This is a genomic window from Mesorhizobium mediterraneum (assembly GCF_002284565.1).
GTDB classification, from domain to species: domain Bacteria; phylum Pseudomonadota; class Alphaproteobacteria; order Rhizobiales; family Rhizobiaceae; genus Mesorhizobium; species Mesorhizobium mediterraneum.
In genome coordinates this window covers 72,881-89,906 of sequence record NZ_NPKI01000032.1, presented here as the reverse complement: position 1 = coordinate 89,906, position 17,026 = coordinate 72,881, and the positions used below count along the sequence as shown (strand labels likewise).

21 protein-coding genes are annotated in these 17,026 nt (G+C 62.1%); 12 read left to right on the top strand and 9 right to left on the bottom strand.

The annotated features are described in order from the left end of the window. Positions 1-10: 10 nt before the first annotated feature. The 3 genes from pstB to phoB are packed head-to-tail and all read left to right on the top strand — an operon-like array spanning position 11 to position 2,275. On the top strand, positions 11-826 hold the full coding sequence (gene pstB / locus CIT25_RS24145; protein ID WP_095487180.1) for a phosphate ABC transporter ATP-binding protein PstB: 816 nt from the start codon (positions 11-13) through the stop codon (positions 824-826). 35 nt (positions 827-861) lie between these two features. Further along, positions 862-1,569, top strand: coding sequence for a phosphate signaling complex protein PhoU (gene phoU / locus CIT25_RS24140; RefSeq protein ID WP_095487178.1), 708 nt, complete (start codon positions 862-864; stop codon positions 1,567-1,569). Between the two features lie 16 nt (positions 1,570-1,585). Continuing rightward, entirely contained in the window at positions 1,586-2,275 is a 690-nt protein-coding gene (phoB, locus tag CIT25_RS24135) for a phosphate regulon transcriptional regulator PhoB (protein WP_031254097.1), read from the top strand. 34 nt (positions 2,276-2,309) lie between these two features. Here phoB and CIT25_RS24130 read toward each other — a convergent pair whose 3' ends face one another. Then, complete coding sequence (locus CIT25_RS24130; protein WP_095487176.1) at positions 2,310-3,557, bottom strand: ROK family protein; 1,248 nt, start codon at positions 3,555-3,557, stop codon at positions 2,310-2,312. A gap of 267 nt (positions 3,558-3,824) precedes the next feature. Here CIT25_RS24130 and xylF point away from each other — a divergent pair, with 267 nt between their 5' ends. From xylF to CIT25_RS24110, 4 genes are all read left to right on the top strand, one after another. Continuing rightward, the gene (gene xylF, locus CIT25_RS24125) at positions 3,825-4,865 is read left to right on the top strand and encodes a D-xylose ABC transporter substrate-binding protein (RefSeq protein ID WP_095487174.1); all 1,041 of its coding nucleotides are present in this window, start codon (positions 3,825-3,827) and stop codon (positions 4,863-4,865) included. Positions 4,866-5,010: 145 nt separating this feature from the next. Further along, the gene (locus CIT25_RS24120) at positions 5,011-6,342 is read left to right on the top strand and encodes a sugar ABC transporter permease (RefSeq protein WP_095487172.1); all 1,332 of its coding nucleotides are present in this window, start codon (positions 5,011-5,013) and stop codon (positions 6,340-6,342) included. Positions 6,343-6,354: 12 nt separating this feature from the next. Next, positions 6,355-7,155, top strand: coding sequence for an ATP-binding cassette domain-containing protein (locus tag CIT25_RS24115; protein WP_095487170.1), 801 nt, complete (start codon positions 6,355-6,357; stop codon positions 7,153-7,155). A gap of 129 nt (positions 7,156-7,284) precedes the next feature. Beyond that, positions 7,285-8,907: a CHASE domain-containing protein gene (locus CIT25_RS24110; RefSeq protein WP_095487168.1), complete on the top strand. Its 1,623-nt coding sequence runs from the start codon at positions 7,285-7,287 to the stop codon at positions 8,905-8,907. A gap of 94 nt (positions 8,908-9,001) precedes the next feature. On the opposite strand, the gene CIT25_RS24105 is transcribed toward CIT25_RS24110, so the two are convergent. The 6 genes from CIT25_RS24105 to CIT25_RS24080 form a co-directional block, all read right to left on the bottom strand. Then, positions 9,002-9,244 carry a YMGG-like glycine zipper-containing protein gene (locus tag CIT25_RS24105; RefSeq protein WP_095487166.1) on the bottom strand — a complete coding sequence of 81 codons (243 nt, stop codon included), beginning with the start codon at positions 9,242-9,244 and terminating at the stop codon, positions 9,002-9,004. A 79-nt stretch (positions 9,245-9,323) separates the two neighbouring features. Continuing rightward, on the bottom strand, positions 9,324-9,650 hold the full coding sequence (locus tag CIT25_RS24100) for a hypothetical protein (protein ID WP_095487661.1): 327 nt from the start codon (positions 9,648-9,650) through the stop codon (positions 9,324-9,326). Between the two features lie 135 nt (positions 9,651-9,785). Then, on the bottom strand, positions 9,786-9,968 hold the full coding sequence (locus tag CIT25_RS36945; protein ID WP_095487164.1) for a hypothetical protein: 183 nt from the start codon (positions 9,966-9,968) through the stop codon (positions 9,786-9,788). Positions 9,969-10,110: 142 nt separating this feature from the next. Next, the gene (locus CIT25_RS24090; RefSeq protein ID WP_095487162.1) at positions 10,111-11,145 is read right to left on the bottom strand and encodes a sensor histidine kinase; all 1,035 of its coding nucleotides are present in this window, start codon (positions 11,143-11,145) and stop codon (positions 10,111-10,113) included. A gap of 155 nt (positions 11,146-11,300) precedes the next feature. Continuing rightward, complete coding sequence (locus tag CIT25_RS24085; protein ID WP_023797107.1) at positions 11,301-11,468, bottom strand: DUF1328 domain-containing protein; 168 nt, start codon at positions 11,466-11,468, stop codon at positions 11,301-11,303. A gap of 216 nt (positions 11,469-11,684) precedes the next feature. Continuing rightward, positions 11,685-12,479, bottom strand: a complete 795-nt coding sequence (locus CIT25_RS24080; protein WP_095487160.1) for a response regulator — start codon at positions 12,477-12,479, stop codon at positions 11,685-11,687. Between the two features lie 237 nt (positions 12,480-12,716). Here CIT25_RS24080 and CIT25_RS24075 point away from each other — a divergent pair, with 237 nt between their 5' ends. Together CIT25_RS24075 and CIT25_RS24070 are read left to right on the top strand one after the other, a co-directional pair. Continuing rightward, on the top strand, positions 12,717-12,911 hold the full coding sequence (locus CIT25_RS24075) for a NepR family anti-sigma factor (RefSeq protein ID WP_095487158.1): 195 nt from the start codon (positions 12,717-12,719) through the stop codon (positions 12,909-12,911). Between the two features lie 3 nt (positions 12,912-12,914). Continuing rightward, positions 12,915-13,466 (top strand): RNA polymerase sigma factor, encoded by a 552-nt coding sequence (locus tag CIT25_RS24070; RefSeq protein ID WP_029348707.1) that lies wholly within the window; start codon positions 12,915-12,917, stop codon positions 13,464-13,466. 39 nt (positions 13,467-13,505) lie between these two features. Here CIT25_RS24070 and CIT25_RS24065 read toward each other — a convergent pair whose 3' ends face one another. After that, complete coding sequence (locus CIT25_RS24065) at positions 13,506-13,886, bottom strand: response regulator (RefSeq protein ID WP_095487156.1); 381 nt, start codon at positions 13,884-13,886, stop codon at positions 13,506-13,508. A gap of 337 nt (positions 13,887-14,223) precedes the next feature. On the opposite strand from CIT25_RS24065, the gene CIT25_RS24060 reads away from it, so the two are divergent. Next, complete coding sequence (locus CIT25_RS24060; RefSeq protein WP_095487154.1) at positions 14,224-14,550, top strand: ElaB/YgaM/YqjD family protein; 327 nt, start codon at positions 14,224-14,226, stop codon at positions 14,548-14,550. Positions 14,551-14,561: 11 nt separating this feature from the next. Next, positions 14,562-15,026 (top strand): hypothetical protein, encoded by a 465-nt coding sequence (locus CIT25_RS24055; RefSeq protein WP_095487152.1) that lies wholly within the window; start codon positions 14,562-14,564, stop codon positions 15,024-15,026. A 101-nt stretch (positions 15,027-15,127) separates the two neighbouring features. Here CIT25_RS24055 and CIT25_RS24050 read toward each other — a convergent pair whose 3' ends face one another. Next, entirely contained in the window at positions 15,128-16,660 is a 1,533-nt protein-coding gene (locus CIT25_RS24050) for a sensor histidine kinase (protein WP_095487150.1), read from the bottom strand. 163 nt (positions 16,661-16,823) lie between these two features. Here CIT25_RS24050 and CIT25_RS24045 point away from each other — a divergent pair, with 163 nt between their 5' ends. Beyond that, the gene (locus CIT25_RS24045; RefSeq protein WP_095487148.1) at positions 16,824-17,024 is read left to right on the top strand and encodes a hypothetical protein; all 201 of its coding nucleotides are present in this window, start codon (positions 16,824-16,826) and stop codon (positions 17,022-17,024) included. The last annotated feature ends 2 nt before the right edge of the window (positions 17,025-17,026 follow it).

The window sequence follows — 17,026 nt, the reverse complement described above, 5'->3', positions numbered from 1 at the left end:
AGTAGAGGATATGAACATCATGACGGAAGCCAGCGTCGAGCAGAAACTGAGTAGCGGAACCAACGAGCCTTCGATCAAGATGAAGGGCGAAAAGGTCTCCGTTCATTACGGCGAGAAGCGAGCTCTGTTCGACGTGGATCTCGATGTCCGCGAGAACCAGGTGACGGCGTTGATCGGCCCATCGGGCTGCGGCAAGTCGACCTTTCTGCGTTGCTTGAATCGAATGAACGACACGATCGACATCGCGCGGGTAAGCGGCAAGATCACGCTCGACAACGAGGATGTCTACGACCCGAAAATCGATGTCGTCGAGCTGCGAGCTCGCGTCGGCATGGTGTTCCAGAAGCCGAACCCGTTTCCGAAGTCGATCTACGAAAACGTCGCCTACGGTCCGCGCATTCACGGTCTGGCCAGGAGCAAGGCGGAGTTGGACGGCATCGTCGAATCGAGCCTGAAGAAGGCCGGCCTGTTCAACGAGGTCAAGGATCGCCTGCTCGAGTCGGGCACTGGCCTTTCCGGTGGCCAACAGCAGCGTCTGTGCATTGCGCGCGCCATCGCTGTGTCACCGGAAGTGATCCTGATGGACGAGCCGTGTTCTGCGCTCGATCCGATCGCCACCGCCCGTGTCGAGGAACTGATTGACGAACTGCGCCAGAACTACACGATCGTCATCGTCACCCATTCGATGCAGCAGGCAGCGCGCGTGTCGCAGCGCACGGCGATGTTCCATCTCGGCTATCTGGTCGAGGAGGGCGCGACCGATAAGATGTTCACCAACCCCGACGACAAGCGCACCCAAGACTACATCACCGGCCGGTTCGGCTAAGCGGTCCGGCGAATTTCGAGCACGAGGACAGTATCATGGGTGAACATACCGTCGCATCTTTCGACGAGGAATTGGAGCACATCGACAGGCTGATCCGCGACATGGACGAGCTCGCCGCCGCGATGGTCGCAGCGTCGATCCGCGCGTTGCTCGCGTCAGACAATGCGATGGCGCAGCGCGTCGTCTCGGATGACGCCATCATGGATGCGCGGCAGCGTGAACTCGACGACAGCGCGATCACGCTGATCGCCAAGCGGCAGCCGATGGCGCAAGATCTGCGCGCCGTGGTTGGCGCAATCCGGATGGCCGGCGATCTCGAGCGCATCGGCGACCTGGCCAAGAACATAGCCAAGCGGGTCAACGCCGTCGGTCAGAGCGCCACGCCGCGTAATCTCTCGCACGGTATCGACGCGATGGCGGATCTCGTTCTCGAGCAGCTCCGCGGCGTGGTCGAGCACTATGTGTCGCGCAACGCCGGCGCGTTGAAAGAGCTGCGCGCCGCCGACGAGAAGATCGACGTGAAATACACGGCGGTTTTTCGCGAACTCCTGACCTACATGATGGAGGACCCGCGCAACATCACCGCCTGCACGCATCTTCTGTTCTGCGCCAAGAATCTCGAGCGTATCGGCGATCATGTCACCAACATCGCCGAAAACGCCTACTATGTCGTGACCGGGCAGCAATTGCCGGCGGATCGACCGAAGCTCGACGAAACGACGATGTCGGCGTCGGCGACATGACAGGGGTAACCGGCCGATGATCGCGCCGCGCATCATGGTGGTGGAGGACGAAGAGCCGCTGGGCGTCCTCCTTCGCTACAATCTGGAATCCGAAGGCTATCAGGTCGAGGTGGTGACGCGCGGCGACGAGGCCGAAATCCGGCTTCAGGAAAACGTGCCCGATCTTCTGGTGCTCGACTGGATGGTGCCGGCGGTTTCGGGCATCGAGCTTTGCCGTCGCCTTCGGGTGCGTCCCGAAACCGAGCGGCTGCCGATCATCATGCTGACCGCGCGCGGCGAGGAAAGCGACCGGGTGCGCGGCCTCTCGACCGGGGCCGACGACTATCTGGTCAAGCCGTTCTCGACACCGGAATTCATGGCCAGGGTCAAGGCGCTGCTGCGCCGCGCCAAGCCCGAAGTGCTGTCCAGCGTGCTGAAGGTCGGTGACATCATGCTCGATCGCGAATCGCACAGGGTCTATCGCAAGAAGAGCGAGATCCGGCTCGGGCCGACCGAATTCCGGCTGCTCGAATTCATGATGCGGCACCCGGGTCGGGTGTTCTCGCGCAGCCAGTTGCTCGACAATGTCTGGGGCGAGACGATCTACATCGACGAGCGCACGGTGGACGTCCATGTCGGCCGGCTGCGCAAGGCGGTCAACAATGGTCGCATGCCCGATGTCATCCGCACCATCCGCGGCGCGGGCTATGCGATCAGGGAAGACTGAACAGACTGCCTAAATTCAAGCTGCGTTCTTCCGTTCAGGCCACGTGCTTCCTGGCCGTGCCGGACTTCCCTTGCGCGCCCGGCGCGAAAATCTCCTGGTCGACGAAGCTCAGCGCTCGCATGGCGCAGCCTTCGCGGATCAGCGGCAGCTCGTTCGGCTCGGTGTCGAAGGAAATCGAACCCGAATGCTGACCGCCGGCGGTCTGAGCGATGGCCTCGCGCAGGGCCGGCTCGATCAGGTCGAAAGCGGCAGCGCTGGCGCCGACCATGGCGACCGGCGCCGGATCGATCAACGCGAACAGGCTGCCGAGCCCGAAGCCGAGCGCTTCGCCGGCCTTGCGGTAGGCTTCGCGCTCCGGTCCGTCCGTCTGGCGCGCCCGGGCCGCCAGTGCCCGCATCTCGGCGTCGCTGACATCGGCGACCGGCTCGGCGTTCTCGCTCAACTGCCTTGCATTGCGCCAGATGGCGTAGTTGCCGGCATAGGCCTCGACGCAGCCGCGCCGCCCGCAGCGGCAAAGCGCGCCGCCCGGCCGGTGGATCATGTGGCCGAATTCGCCGCCTGAGGAATGGGTGCCGGTGAACAGTTCGCCCTTCAGCACCAGCCCCATGCCGATGCCGTGGGAGAGCAGGATGGCGATGAAATCGTCGCGGTAGCGATCCGGGTCGCGCCAGCGCAGCGCCACGGCCATCATGTTGCAGTCGTTCTCCATGATGGCCGGGATGCCGAACTCACGTTCCAGAATGTCGGCGAAGGCAATGTTCGTCTGCGGCGTGATCGGCGACCACAACATGGCGCGCGCATGGGAATCGGTGATGCCCTGGATCGCCAGCGCGATGCGGGCGACGCTTTGGACATCGAGATCGGGATCTTCGAGCCGGCGCCGGACGATGGCGACACATTCGTCGATCAGCTCGTCGCGCGACATGGTCAGCGTGTCCAGCCGGCGCTGTTCCTCGGCGACCACTTGTCCGGCATAATCGATGACGGCGACCGAAAGGAAATTCAGCGACAACACGACGGCCAACACCGCTGCCGCTTCCGGATTGAGGCTAAGGCCGACCTGCGGCCGGCCGCGTTTCAGCGAAACGGTCTCGCTCGCTTTGCTCTCGGTCAGGATGCCTTCCTGGATGAGGTCGGAAGAGATCGCCGATATGGTCGAATGGCTGAGGCCGGTGGTCGCGGCGATCTCGGTTCGCGACGGCTGGCCTGCCCGGCGTACGGCCGAAATCACCATCGCCCGGTTGCGCCGACGCAAATCGTCATGACGGATTCCAACCGACATCCTTTGCTTCCTCCCTCTTGCCGCGGCCGCTCATGAACCGGAAGCCGTCGGTAGCGTCCGACAAATACTGGCAGAAGCAGAAGGCCCTGTCATTGTTTATTCCGGGGCTCGAAAAAAGTCGGCAGGGACATCAAAATCCATCAGAATTGATGTTGACAGCGCTTCGGCGTTGGACCAGTATTTTTTCGAGGCTCGAAAAAATAGAGCCTTTGTGCCGGCCTTCGGGCCAGTTTGGTAGCGCCGTATCGCGGCGCAGGGAGGACTATCATGAAGAGATTCGCAGCCGCCATCCTGGCGGGGGTCGCCATGTCGCTGACGCTCGCGTCGGTCGCACAGGCGAAGGACAAGGTCATTGGCGTTTCGTGGTCGAACTTCCAGGAAGAGCGCTGGAAGACCGACGAAGCCGCCATGAAGACAGCGATCGAGGCCGCCGGCGACAAGTATATTTCCGCCGATGCGCAGTCCAATCCCGGCAAGCAGCTGACCGATGTCGAGAGCCTGATCTCGCAGGGCGCCAACGCGCTCATCATCCTTGCGCAAGATGCGTCGGCCATCGGGCCGGCGGTGCAAAAGGCGCTGGACGAAGGCATTCCGGTCGTCGGCTATGACCGGTTGATCGAGAACAAGGACGTGTTCTATCTGACCTTCGACAACCAGGAAGTCGGCCGCATGCAGGCCCGCGAAGTGTTCAAGGTCGCGCCGGAAGGCAACTACGTCTTCATCAAGGGCTCGGGCGCCGATCCGAATGCCGATTTCCTGTTCGCCGGCTCCATGGAAGTGCTCAAGGATGCCATCGACAGCGGCAAGATCAAGAATGTCGGCGAGGCGTATACCGACGGCTGGCTTCCCGCCAACGCCCAGAAGAACATGGAACAGTTCCTGACCGCCAACGACAACAAGGTCGATGCGGTGGTTGCCGCCAATGACGGCACCGCCGGTGGCGTCGTCGCGGCGCTGACGGCGCAAGGCTTGGCCGGATCCGTCCCGGTGTCCGGCCAGGACGGCGACCATGCAGCGCTGAACCGCATTGCGCTCGGCACACAGACCGTATCGGTGTGGAAGGACGCGCGAGAGCTCGGCAAGAACGCCGCCGAGATCGCCTCGCAGCTTGCCGATGGCAAGCAGATGACCGACATTGCGGGCGTCAAGGACTTCACCACGCCGGGCGGCAATGCCGTCAAGTCGCTGTTCCTGACGCCGATTGCCATCACCAAGGACAATCTCAACGTCGTCATCGACGCCGGCTGGATCAAGAAGGACGAAGTCTGCGCGGGTGTCGCCGCGGGCAGCGTTGCGGCCTGCAACTGATCTGGATCATTTCGCAAGGAAACGAACGCCGCGGCTGTCAGGCCGCGGCGTTTTTCGAGAGGCTTTCCGCTTCAAATGACCGTGGAAAGCAAATAGCATTCTGTTCCGGCATCCGCGCCAGACGGCAACCCGGTCGGAGGACATCATGACCGACACGGCATCCAACCCACCGGTCGCCCACACGGCCGAAGACCGGGCGCGCGAATCCGAGCTCAGCGCCATCGGACGGTTCCTCAAGGCAACCGAGCTCGATATACGCATGCTCGGCATGGTCGGCGCTCTGCTGGTCATCTGGGTTGGAATTCACATCCTGTCGGGTGGGCTTTTCCTCACGCCGCGCAATCTCTGGAACCTGTCGGTGCAGACCTCCTCGGTGGCGATCATGGCGACCGGCATGGTGCTGGTCATCGTGATGCGCAACATCGATCTTTCGGTGGGCTCCGTCGAAGGCGTGATCGGCATGGTGATGGGCGTGGCGCAGGCCGAATTCCTGATCCGCGTCATGGGGCTCCAGGTGGGAAATCCCTGGATATGGATTATCGCATTGGCTGCCGGTGTGGTGCTCGGCCTCATGATAGGCGCGCTCCAGGGCTTCATCATCGCTTATCTCGAGGTTCCGGCCTTCATCGTGACGCTGGGCGGCTTGCTGATCTGGCGTGGCATGGCGTGGCTGATGACGAGCGGGCGCACCGTCGCGCCGCTCGACGCCACCTTCCAGCTCATGGGTGGCGGGCCGCGTGGCTCGATCGGGGCAACCGCAAGCTGGATCGTCGGCGTTCTCGCCTGTGCGGCCGTCGCTTTCATGCTGCTCAACGGCCGGTCGCAGCGCAAGCGGTTCAAGTTTCCGCTGCGTCCTGTCTGGGCGGAGAGCTTGCTTGGTGTTGTCGCCTGCGCCGCCATCCTCGGCGCCGTGTGGATCGCCAATTCCTATCCCTGGCCAATCGGCATCGTGCGCCAATACGCGCAGCGGAACGGCATCACCGTCCCCGAAGGCGGGCTGTTCATCGCCCATGGCATCGCCATACCGGTGCTGATTGCGGTCGCAGTGGGCATCGTCATGACCTTCATCACCAGGCGCACCCGTTTCGGCCGCTATGTCTTTGCCATTGGCGGCAACCCGGAAGCGGCGGAACTCGCCGGCATCAACACGCGCTGGGTGACCATGAAGGTGTTCATGATCATGGGCATATTGGCCGCAATCAGCGCGGCGATTGCGTCGGCTCGCCTCAATGCCTCGACCAATGCGCTGGGTACGCTGGACGAGTTGCTGGTCATCGCCGCAGCCGTCATCGGCGGCACGTCGCTGGCCGGCGGCTCCGGCACGGTGCTCGGCGCCATGCTGGGCGCGCTTCTGATGCAGTCATTGCAATCCGGCATGGTGTTGCTCGGCATCGATTCACCGCTTCAGAGCGTCGTCGTCGGCGCCGTCCTGGTGATCGCCGTCTGGCTCGACACCGTCTACCGCAAGCGCGTTTAGGGAAGGGCGATCATGGTTGACACAACTGCTCGCACAGGCACGCCGTTGATCGATATGCGGAACATCTCGATTGCCTTTGGTGGTATTCGCGCGGTCGACGACGCGTCGATCGACCTTTTCCCGGGCGAGGTGGTGGCGCTGCTCGGCCACAACGGTGCCGGGAAGTCGACGCTGATCAAGATCCTGTCCGGCGCCTACAAGCGCGACTCGGGCCAGATATTCGTCAATGGCGAGGAGGCCTCGATCTCCAATCCGCGCGATGCCAAGAAATACGGCATCGAAACGATCTACCAGACGCTGGCGCTCGCCGACAATGTCGACGCCGCCGCCAACCTCTTCCTCGGCCGCGAGCTGATGACCGGCTGGGGCACGCTCGACGATGGCGCCATGGAGGCCGAGGCGCGCAAGGTGATGGGCAGGCTCAATCCCCGCTTCCAGCGCTTCAAGGAACCGGTGGTCAAGCTTTCGGGCGGCCAGCGGCAGTCGGTGGCGATCGCGCGCGCCATCCTGTTCAACGCCCGTATCCTGATCATGGATGAGCCAACGGCGGCATTGGGGCCGCAGGAAACGGCGCAGGTCGGCGAACTGGTCATGCAGCTCAAGGCCGACGGCATCGGCATCTTCCTGATCAGCCACGACATCCACGACGTGTTCGAGCTTGCCGACCGCGTCTGCGTGATGAAGAATGGTCAGGTCGTTGGAACGGCGCGCACCAGCGACGTGACCCAGGACGAGGTGCTCGGCATGATCATCCTGGGGAAGTGTCCGCCCGGTGCCATTCCGGGGCCAGGTGCGCTGAAGATCGCAGCCTGAGGCTTTAAATAGCCGGCTAAATATCTGCGACATGATATGCCAGCCGTCATGATGGTTTGGCCGCGCCATTGTGTTGGCGCGGGGACTTGCCCATAAAGGTCAGGAACCGTTCATGGGCCGCAGCAGCAATTGAAGAAGTTCTTTCCGACCGTCGCTTTCATCGCCGTCGCGCTGATCAGCCTGACGATGGCGGGATTCGCCTATTTCGCGACGCAGGAAGCGGCGCGCATCAAGTTCGAGGCGACGGCGGACGACGCGCTCAACCGGATCGATAGCCGCATTGACCTGCATCTGTCGCTGCTGCGATCGACCCAGGCGCTGTTCGACGCCCGCAATGGCGGCATTTCGCGGGGCGAGTTCAAGGCGTTCTTCCATGCGCTTGGCATTAACGACAATTTCGCCGGCCTGCGCGGCATAGGCTTTCTCAGACTGGCGAGAGCCGGCGACGAGGCAGCGGTCGAGCGTGCCATCCTGCACGACTATGGCACCAGCCATGCCGTCTATCCGGATACGACATTGCCGTGGCGTACGCCCATCATGCTGTTCGAGCCGCTCGACGCTTCCAATCAATCCAGCATCGGCTACGACATGTTCACCGACCCGGTGCGGCGCGAGGCGATCGAAAAGGCGATGGCCGACGACCAGCAGCACGCGACCGGGCGCGTGCAGCTAGGCCAGGAGACAGGTGCTGCGCAAACCTTCACCGGCTTCCTGGTTTTCGTGCGGCTCAACGTCGAAACCGCGCCGGACGGCATCGATGCGTCCAGATCCTCGACATCAGGCTTTCTTTATGCGGCCTTCCGCGCCCGCGATCTGTTCCAAACCGCGCTCAGCCGGACGCCGCTGCTGCCGGTGAACATCGAAATCTATGACGGCAAGGTGGATGCCGACCATCTTTTGTTCCAGTCGGAAACGCCGCCGGTGTCGACCTTCGGCGACAGGCTGCTGGCTTCCCGCAAGATCACCATCGCCGGACGACCGTGGACGATCCTGTTCAGGCCGACAAGCGCCTTCTCGCAACCCTCCTCGCGCGCCATTCCGGTGATGCTCGGCCTGTTCGGGCTGTTGCTCGCAGGCACCATCGCGCTGGTGGCACGCTATCAGGAGCGGGCCTATGACGCGGTCTCGCTGCTTCACGAGACGACGGAAAAGAGCCTGCTCGAAAAAGACCTGATGCTGCAGGAAATGAAGCACCGCATCAAGAACTCGATCACGCGGGTGCTGGCGATCGCGCGCCAGACGGCGTCGCACGCCACCGACGTCCACGAGTTCTCCTCCTCCTTTTCGGCCCGGTTGCAAGCGATGGCGGCCTCCCAGGACATGCTGACGCGCTCGCGCTGGCAGAAGGCCGATCTCGGCGATCTCTTGCGCATCGAGCTTGGCCAGGTGTTCGGCAAGGAGCTTCCCGAGGGGATATTGTCGGGGCCAGAGGTGCTGCTCGACGAGACGACAACGCAAGCGCTCGGCCTGACCTTTCACGAACTGGCGACGAATGCACTGAAATATGGCGAAACCGGCAACTCAGTCGGCTCGCTCAAGGTCGACTGGTCGGTCGAAGGTCGCAGGCGCGATAGGACGCTGGTTCTCAACTGGCGCGAAGTTGGCCAGAAGAAGCTCGAAGCACCTGTCAAAACCGGTTTTGGCACCAAGCTGATCGATTTGAACGTGACGCGCGAATTGCGCGGCACGATCAATCGCGATTTTCACGATGGCGGATTGAGCGTGGAAATCAGGATTCCACTGTCGGGCTGAAACGCTGCCGCAAACCGACCGTTTTCGAAGGCGCAAGCAAGCAGAGACCGGACGAGCCGGTCTCTGCTTCTATTGCCTCATGCGTTTGAACGGATCAGCAGCGAGCCGTATAGAGACGGCCACGGTTGTCGCGGTACTGGCAATAGCCATTGCGCAGGTTGCGCACCAGCAAGCCGGAACCGGCACCGATGGCTGCGCCGACAAGCGCACCCTTGCCTCCGTCAATCAGGCCGCCAGCCAAAGCGCCGACACCGGCGCCGACGCCGACATCCCGCTCGGTGGTGCTGCAACCGCTGACTGCGACCACGGCAACCATGGCAATAATCATCTTCCGCATAGAGTCACTCCTCGCTTTGTCCTCACTTGTAGCTCCACCCGTCACTTATCATGCGAAAAAGGGTTTTGCCTGCTCGATTTTATTGTTGGCTAAGAGAATCTTTTACGGGGCGCGCGCCGTTCGAAACAACCTCGACGTTGGAAATCTCAACGGAAGCGTCGAGCGTGCCGTCTGGACGCACATTCCAGACGATCTGGTCGTAATCATCCTCCAGTGGCGGATCGACGGGCAGGCATTTGGCAATTACGCGCGGGGCTTGACCTTGCACATCGCCCAGGGCGAACGGACGCTCGGCGGTGCATTCCTGAGCGGTTTCGAACACGCTCATCGATGCGGGCAGTTCGCGGCATTCGGTCATTGTGTTCGAACAACCAATGACCAGCAGCACGGCAGCGATGTGTTCCATGGCGACGGTCCTCTCGCCATAAGAAACGGGCCACATTCGCCAAAGTTCCTGCGATGCAGGCTGGCGCGCGATTGATTCGAGAAACAGGTCAACATGAGGCAAGCACAACCCGCCGGCCACTTTGGTTCCGATGCTCTAGATCAACTGGAACGCGGCGGCCAGGACGACCGCCGCGGCCAGCGCAATTGCGGCGACGCCGAGGGTCGGGAGGGAAGCACGGGGCGATGGCATCGCGGATGCTTCGATATCCTGAAACCCGCCCATCGAAACGCGTGCGGCCTGTTCCAGCCTGTTGATGTCGGCAACCGTCAAAGCCACTCCTCCCGTGCTGCGCAGCAAACTGCGATCGAAAACGTCATGCGTAGCGGTGCTGGGAAAAACAGCATCGGACTTTATGGTGAATAGGTGGTTAAAGCCGGGGCGGCCGTGATCAGTCCACTTTGGCTCGGCTGTTGTCCGTTCAATCGGTCTCGAAATTGCCGCGAGGAACAATAAGGCGATACTCGAGGCGGTCCCTGGTGATTTCAAGTGTCGCCGTGCCGTTCAGCGACGCAGGGACGACGCGCTCGAGCGCGACACTGCCAAAACGCTTCTCGCTGGGCTGATTGTCATTGGCTCCGATGGCTTCGGCCCATGTCAGCGACAGGGCGGTCTCACCAGCGGAAGCAGCCGTCAGATCGGCCGTCACCTCGACGAATCCGTCGGCTCGCGACAGCGCGCCGTAGCTGACCGAATTGACGGCTAGCTCGTGCATGGCCAAGCCGATATGCAGGGCGGCATTGGGGTTGAGGTATGGATTTGCACCCTGGAAACGCAGGCTGCGCGAGGGGTCGGCTCCATAGCGGCCAACCTGACCGGACACCAGTTCGCGCAGTGCCGCTCCCCGCCAGTTGGACGAGGTCACCAGATCCTGGGATGAGGCAAGCGACTGCAGCCGGCCGCGAAAGCGTGTCAGGAAATCACCGAGCGTGTCTGAATAACGGCTGGTCTGGGTGGCGATGCTCTGGATGATGGCCAAAAGGTTCTTCGAGCGGTGGCTGACCTCGCGCAGCAGCGTCTTCAGGGTCTGCTCGCGACGTTTCTGCTCGGTCGTTTCGACCATGGTGGTGACGACGCCCTGCACGGCGCCGCCGTCGTCGTGATCGGCATCCACCCATATTTGGAACCAGCGAACGCCATCGTCGGCGGGAATGCTGAGCTCAAGATGTTCGGGATTGCCGGATGCGATGACGTTGCGTTTGGCCGCACCGATACGCTCCGCCTGCGCCAGTGGCAGGTTGCCGTTGCTGTCGGCCGTATCGGAGGCCCATGGCGGGCGCATGTTGCGGGCCCAGACGGTTTTCATCTCGCGATCCTGATAGAGAACCGAGATGCCGGCATTGTGCAGCGCATGGAGAAGGGCCCGGCCAAGCTGCATTCCACTCTCAGCGGAATGCAAAGCGATGATCTCATCACTTCGTCCGCTGTCTTTCATGTCTCCGGCTCTGGATTGCATCGCACTTCACCCGCCCAGTCCAGGCTGAACGGATGACGGAAAAATGGGTTCCCAAAACAGGTCCGCCGAGCGACGTCCCGTTGAAGGACACCGCCCGGCGGTAGCTGGAAACCGCTTGAGGGGTGCGGCTCCCAGTGTCTGATCGCACCTAGCGTTCACGACGCCCGTTTGAACAAGCCCGCGATAAGCGAAATGATCAGGAAAGCGAGAAAGATGAAAAACAATATCTGCGCTATACCGGCAGAGGTGCCGGCGATGCCGCCGAAACCAAGAGCGCCTGCAATGATCGCGACGACGAGAAATACGAGCGCCCAGTAAAGCATGATCCATCTCCTTCGAATGGTGTGGCAAAAACGCCTTTCGCTGCCGTTTGTTCCACCATTTCCCGAAAAAGACGATCCCTGGAAATCTTTCCGGCCCGAATTGAATCGTCACGAGCAGGGAAAGTTCTAGGCGCAAAGGACGTTTGCCAGCCGCAAAGGGCCAGCGTCGTTTGATCTGTGGAAAACAGAGCGGCGCTAGGCTGGGCCTATCCGGTCCTATGCAGCGGCTTTCGCATGCCGGTCGAAGAACAGCGCCTGGCTGATCAGGGCCTTGACCATCTCCGGATTGAACGGCTTGGTGACGAGGAAGGCCGGCTCCGGCCGCTCGCCGGTCAGGAGACGTTCGGGAAAGGCGGTGATGAAGATCACCGGCACCGGCGTGGACGACAGGATTTCGTTCACCGCTTCGATGCCCGAGCTGCCGTCGGCAAGCTGGATGTCGGCCAGCACCATTTTTGGCCGCGTCTTTGCGAACATAGCCACCGCCTCGGCGTGGGTACGCGCAGTCCCGACGACGCGGTGACCCAGGCTTTCGACCATTTGCTCGATGTCCATGGCGATCAGCGGCTCGTCCTCGATGATCAGCACATCGGTTGCCACCTGGCGGGAAATCTCGTTGCTGGCCTCGGTGAGAAGTTCGGAGAACTCCTCATCGTCGACGTCGAGAATCTCCGCCGCCTCGTCTTCGCTGAAACCTTCGACGGCGACCAGCAGGAAGGCCTGGCGGGGGCGCGGTGAGATCGCGTTCAGATTGGCGGCGGCGCGCTGTTCCCACGCCGACTGCGGGTGCTCTTGCGGAACGCGGATGGCGACCGAGGTGAACAGCCTGGCGAAGACTTTGTAGAGCGCGATCCGGTCGTTCGACGCGTTCGGAAAGATGTCGACGTCGGCGATGATGGCTTCGAGCATCGCGGCGACCAGCGCGTCGCCACTCTCCTGCGATCCGGAAACCGCCCGCGAGAAGCGGCGCAGGAACGGCAGGTGTGGAGCGATGGTTGCGGATAGGCTCATGACGGACGTCTCCCTCTGACGTAAATGCATAGATTGCAGGCTAAGCTGATTACAAGTCCCGAAAATAGCCCTGAAAACACAAACGCCGGATTTCCGAAAAAGTTCCGATGGTTGTGGAACTAATATAATGGGTCGGCGTTTGAGGTCGGGATGGGGCAACCCGACGAGGGGGCCGCTTGCTTTGCGTCTTGTGTTTAGGGGCGGCCGGGTGCTGGGAACAAAGGGCGAAATGAAGACATGACGAAAAATACCACGGCTGGCGCTGCAAACAGGCGCCGGGCTGCTTCCGGCGACCCGCTCGGGCCAAATTCGGAAATCGGCCGCAAACTCAAACAATATTACGACGAGCTGGTCTCCGACAATGTGCCGGATCGCTTCGCCCAATTGCTCAGCCAGTTGGAACGGGCCCAACCTGCACAGAAAAAGGACTGAGGCATGGCGGCTGTCTCCCAGAGCTTCAAGACCGATCTGCTCGGCTCGATTCCGAGCCTGCGGGCCTTCGCCGTATCGTTGACGCAAAACGCAGACAAGGCCGACGATCTGGTGCAGGAAACGCTGGTGAAGGCCTGGGACAAGCATGAAAGCTTCGAGCCGGGCACCAATCTCAAGGCATGGCTGTTCACCATCCTGCGCAATGAATTCTATTCGCAGATGCGCAAGCGCGGCCGCGAGGTGCAGGACAGCGATGGCATCATGACGGCCAGGCTAGCCGTCCACCCGGCCCAGCACGGCCAACTCGACCTCAAGGACTTTCGTAGCGCGCTCGAGCAATTGCCCGAGGACCAGCGCGAAGCCATCATCCTCATCGGCGCTTCGGGCTTTTCCTACGAGGAAGCCGCCGAGATCTGCGGCTGTGCGGTCGGAACGATCAAGAGCCGCGTCAGCCGCGCCCGCACGCGGTTGCAGGAAATCCTGAAGATTTCCGGCGATGACGAGTTTGGCCCGGACGCGATCTCGGCTCAGGTGACGGGGTCGAACGCCGCCTGAACACTGACCCCGGCAATGCGCGCCTCCGTTTCCGGACCCTCAAACAAGAGGTCCGCGCCCGCACGCCGCCGCCACTGCCTGCACGAGATCGTCTCCCGAATAGGGCTTGGTGACCAATCTGATATCGGGAAAGGACACCTTGATTTCGTCCATGTCGGAATAGCCCGAGGCGAAGACGAAAGGCACGCCCGATTCGCGCAGCCGCGAAGCGAAATCGAGCGTCGAAGCGCCGCCCAGCATGAGATCGACGATGGCTGCGTCGAATCGCAAGGCAACGTTCTTGCGATCGATCTCACCCAGATCGCGGGCGATGGTCACGTCGCCGGCGCCGTAGTCGCGGCAAAGCTGCTCGACATCCATGGCGATCAGGAATTCATCCTCCAAAACAAGAATCCGCAATCCGTCAAGCAGGGGTGGCACGTGGCAATGTCTCCGTGGCGCGCAGGGAAAAGGGGAAGCGCAGGGAACAGAGGAGTCATGATCGCTATTTGGTGTCCTGTCATCTAAAGTTATTTGGCATTCTGTTATGTAAAAAAACATGTCCGTCGCAGACGACGGAATCTCGATCGTTCAACAGACGATCCGCAGGCTTAGCTCGCGCTGGGGGGTAGCCGGCTGCTGATCTGACGCCGGTCCTGGGATGTTCGGTTCGGGCTGGACTCATACGCGGAAACACCCTTTCATGGACCTTGTTCCGATTTCGGAACCTTGGTGAGTATCGAGCGTTTGAAACCAAGCAAGCGCAAGGAGTTAAGCAATGGCGACTGCCGCAGGAAAGACCGCGAACGCAAGCCGGGCGAATTCGGATCTCGAGGCCGACATCAGGCAATTGAAAGCCGATATCGAAAAACTCACCAAGCAATTGGCCAAGACCGGCGAACATGGTTACGGGACGGCCCGCCGCGCCGCGACCGAAGGCGTCGAGCAACTGCGCGCCCAGGGCGAAGCGGCCTTCGACACCCTGCGCAGCAACGCCAAGGACCTCGAAGCGCAAGTGGCGGCGAGCGTGCGCGAAAAGCCGGTGACGTCGCTGGCGATCGCCGCCGGCGTCGGCTTTCTGTTCGCGCTTCTCGCGCGCCGCTAGCCTCAGCCCAGATGGGAATGCTGGCATCGCTGATCTCGGGCCTCGCCTCGGGTGAGACCGTTGCAGCCGTGCGTCGCGCGCGCACGGCTGCAATCGTCTATGCGCTCGCGGCACTTGCAGCACTGTGCGGCCTCGGTTTCCTCGTCGGAGCGGCCTATATTTGGGTGGCGGGCCGCTACGGGCCGATGGCAGCCTGCTTTGGTTTCGGAATCGGCTTCCTGGTGATCGCAGGGGTCCTCCTGCTTATTTATCAGCTGTCGGCCGGCGCGCGCGCCCGACGCAGGGCGCGGAGGCGCAATGCCGACATGAAGGCGGTCGGCATCACGGCTGCGCTCGCCATACTGCCGACGCTGCTCAAGGGGAAAGGTGGCCTGGGCACCATTCTCGGTCCGGCGATCGCACTCGCCGCCTACGCCATCTACCGCGAGAATATAAAGCCCGATGCCGACGATCCGGATGCCGGCGAAGCGAAATAGCTCGAAGCGATTCTTCTTCTTGCTCGACCATGATCTTATCCGAAAACCGGACCCCACTTTTCGCTGACGAGGACCTTCGGTTCGGGATCAGGGTCGAGCCATCACTTCGACAGATCCTCCAGCGGCATCGATATTTCGGCAAACACGCCTTCCGGTCGGAATTCGTGGGTCACTTCGCTGGAGATGACCTTAGCCAGGCTGCGGCGGATCAGGATCGAGCCGAAGCCGTGGCGTTCGGGCGAGGCAACTTCAGGCCCGCCGCTTTCGCGCCAGGTCAGCACAAGACGCCGTGCGCCTTTCCGGCCCTGTGCCTTCCAGTCGAGATCGACCTTGCCCGCAGCCGCCGACAGCGATCCGTATTGCAGCGCGTTGTTGGCCAGTTCATGCAGGATCAGGCCGAGCCCGACCGCCTGGTCGGGCGAAAGCAGGAGATCGGCGCCTGAGATCGTCATGCGCGGCTGTTGGGCGGTGTCGAACGGCTTGACCTCGATCTGCACGAGTTCGCGAATGCCGATGCCGCGCCACTCGCGGTCGGACAGCAGGCTGTGGGCGGCGCCTAGCGCCTGAAGCCTGGCGCTAAAGGCTTCGAGGAACTCGCTCGGCTGGCGGGCATGGCGAACGGTTTGCGTCGCCAGTGCCTGCACGGTCGCCAGCGTGTTCTTGACGCGATGGTTCAGCTCGCGCAGCAAGAGCCGTTGCCGCTCGTCGCCGAGCTTGCGTTCGGTGACGTCGTAATTGACGCCGAAGATCAACGTCGGCTTGCCGTCGCCGTCGCGCTCGATGACACGGCCGCGCGTAGCGAGCCAGCGCGGCGGACTGAAGCCCTTGACGCGGTATTCGCCAAAATAGTCGTCACCGCTGGCCAGCGCGTCGCGAAAGTGCGTCTCGGTCTGGTAGACATCGCGCGGGTCGATGGCAGCAAGGATATCGCGCGCCCTTAGCCGATTCGAGCGCGGCAGGTCGAACAGCTCGGACAGCCGGACATCGCATTCGATTATATCGGTGGGGATATCCCATGCCCAGCTAGCGAGCGAGGCGGCGTCGAGCGCTATGGCGCGCCGCTTTTCCTCACGCGCCAGCGCCGCAGCGGCGCTGGCGCCGTTGCGGGTGGCGTCCTTCAATGCGAACAGGCTGGCGGCGAGCCTGGCGAGCGCCGTCAATTGTTCGAGCTTGGCGTTAGACGGCGACGCGCGCGGCTTGCGGTCGAGCACGCAGAGCGTGCCGATCCGGGCGCCGGCTACCACAATCACCGCACCCGCATAGAAACGGACATGGTGCTCGCCGGTGACCAGCGGGCTGGCGTTGAAACGCGAATCCGTGCTCGCATCGGTCACCACCATCGGCTCGTCGCCGGCGGCAATGGCGTGGGCGCAGAAAGATGTATCGGTCGCGGCCTCGGTCTCATCCAGGCCGACACAGGACTTGAACCATTGCCGCTCGACACCGAGCAGCGTGACGAGCGCGATAGGCGCTTGCATCACCGCGGCGGCAAGAGCGCTGATACGGTCGAAGTCAGGATCGGCCGTCGTGTCGATTGCATCGAGACCGTGGAGCACGGCAAGCCGGTCCGCGGCGCCAACCGCGCCAAGCACATCGACCGGCAGAGTCGGCTTTTTCACTACCCTGCTATCCACAAGGCCCCCAAATGCATCGGCTTGCAGCCATTCGCGCTAGGCCAGTTGCCTGGCTCTGAAACCGGAACCTTCGCCTTGAGGAACCGTTACCCAACCACGTTTTGCCAGCCGCGCCCGCCGGCGCCAAACAATATGCTTGCGCCAAACAACATGGAGGCCGATCATGCCCAAGATCGTTCCTGAAGACAAAGCCCGCCAGGGACGCTGGGGGTGGCACACTTTCCGTATCTTGATCGCCGCGCTGCTTTTGGCGTTTATCGCCTGGGGCATCGCGGAGATTTACGGCAACATGATAGACAAGACGTCGACAACCGAACAGGGCGAGCTTCCCAGGAACGAACAGGGCGAGATTCCCAAAGGCTGAAG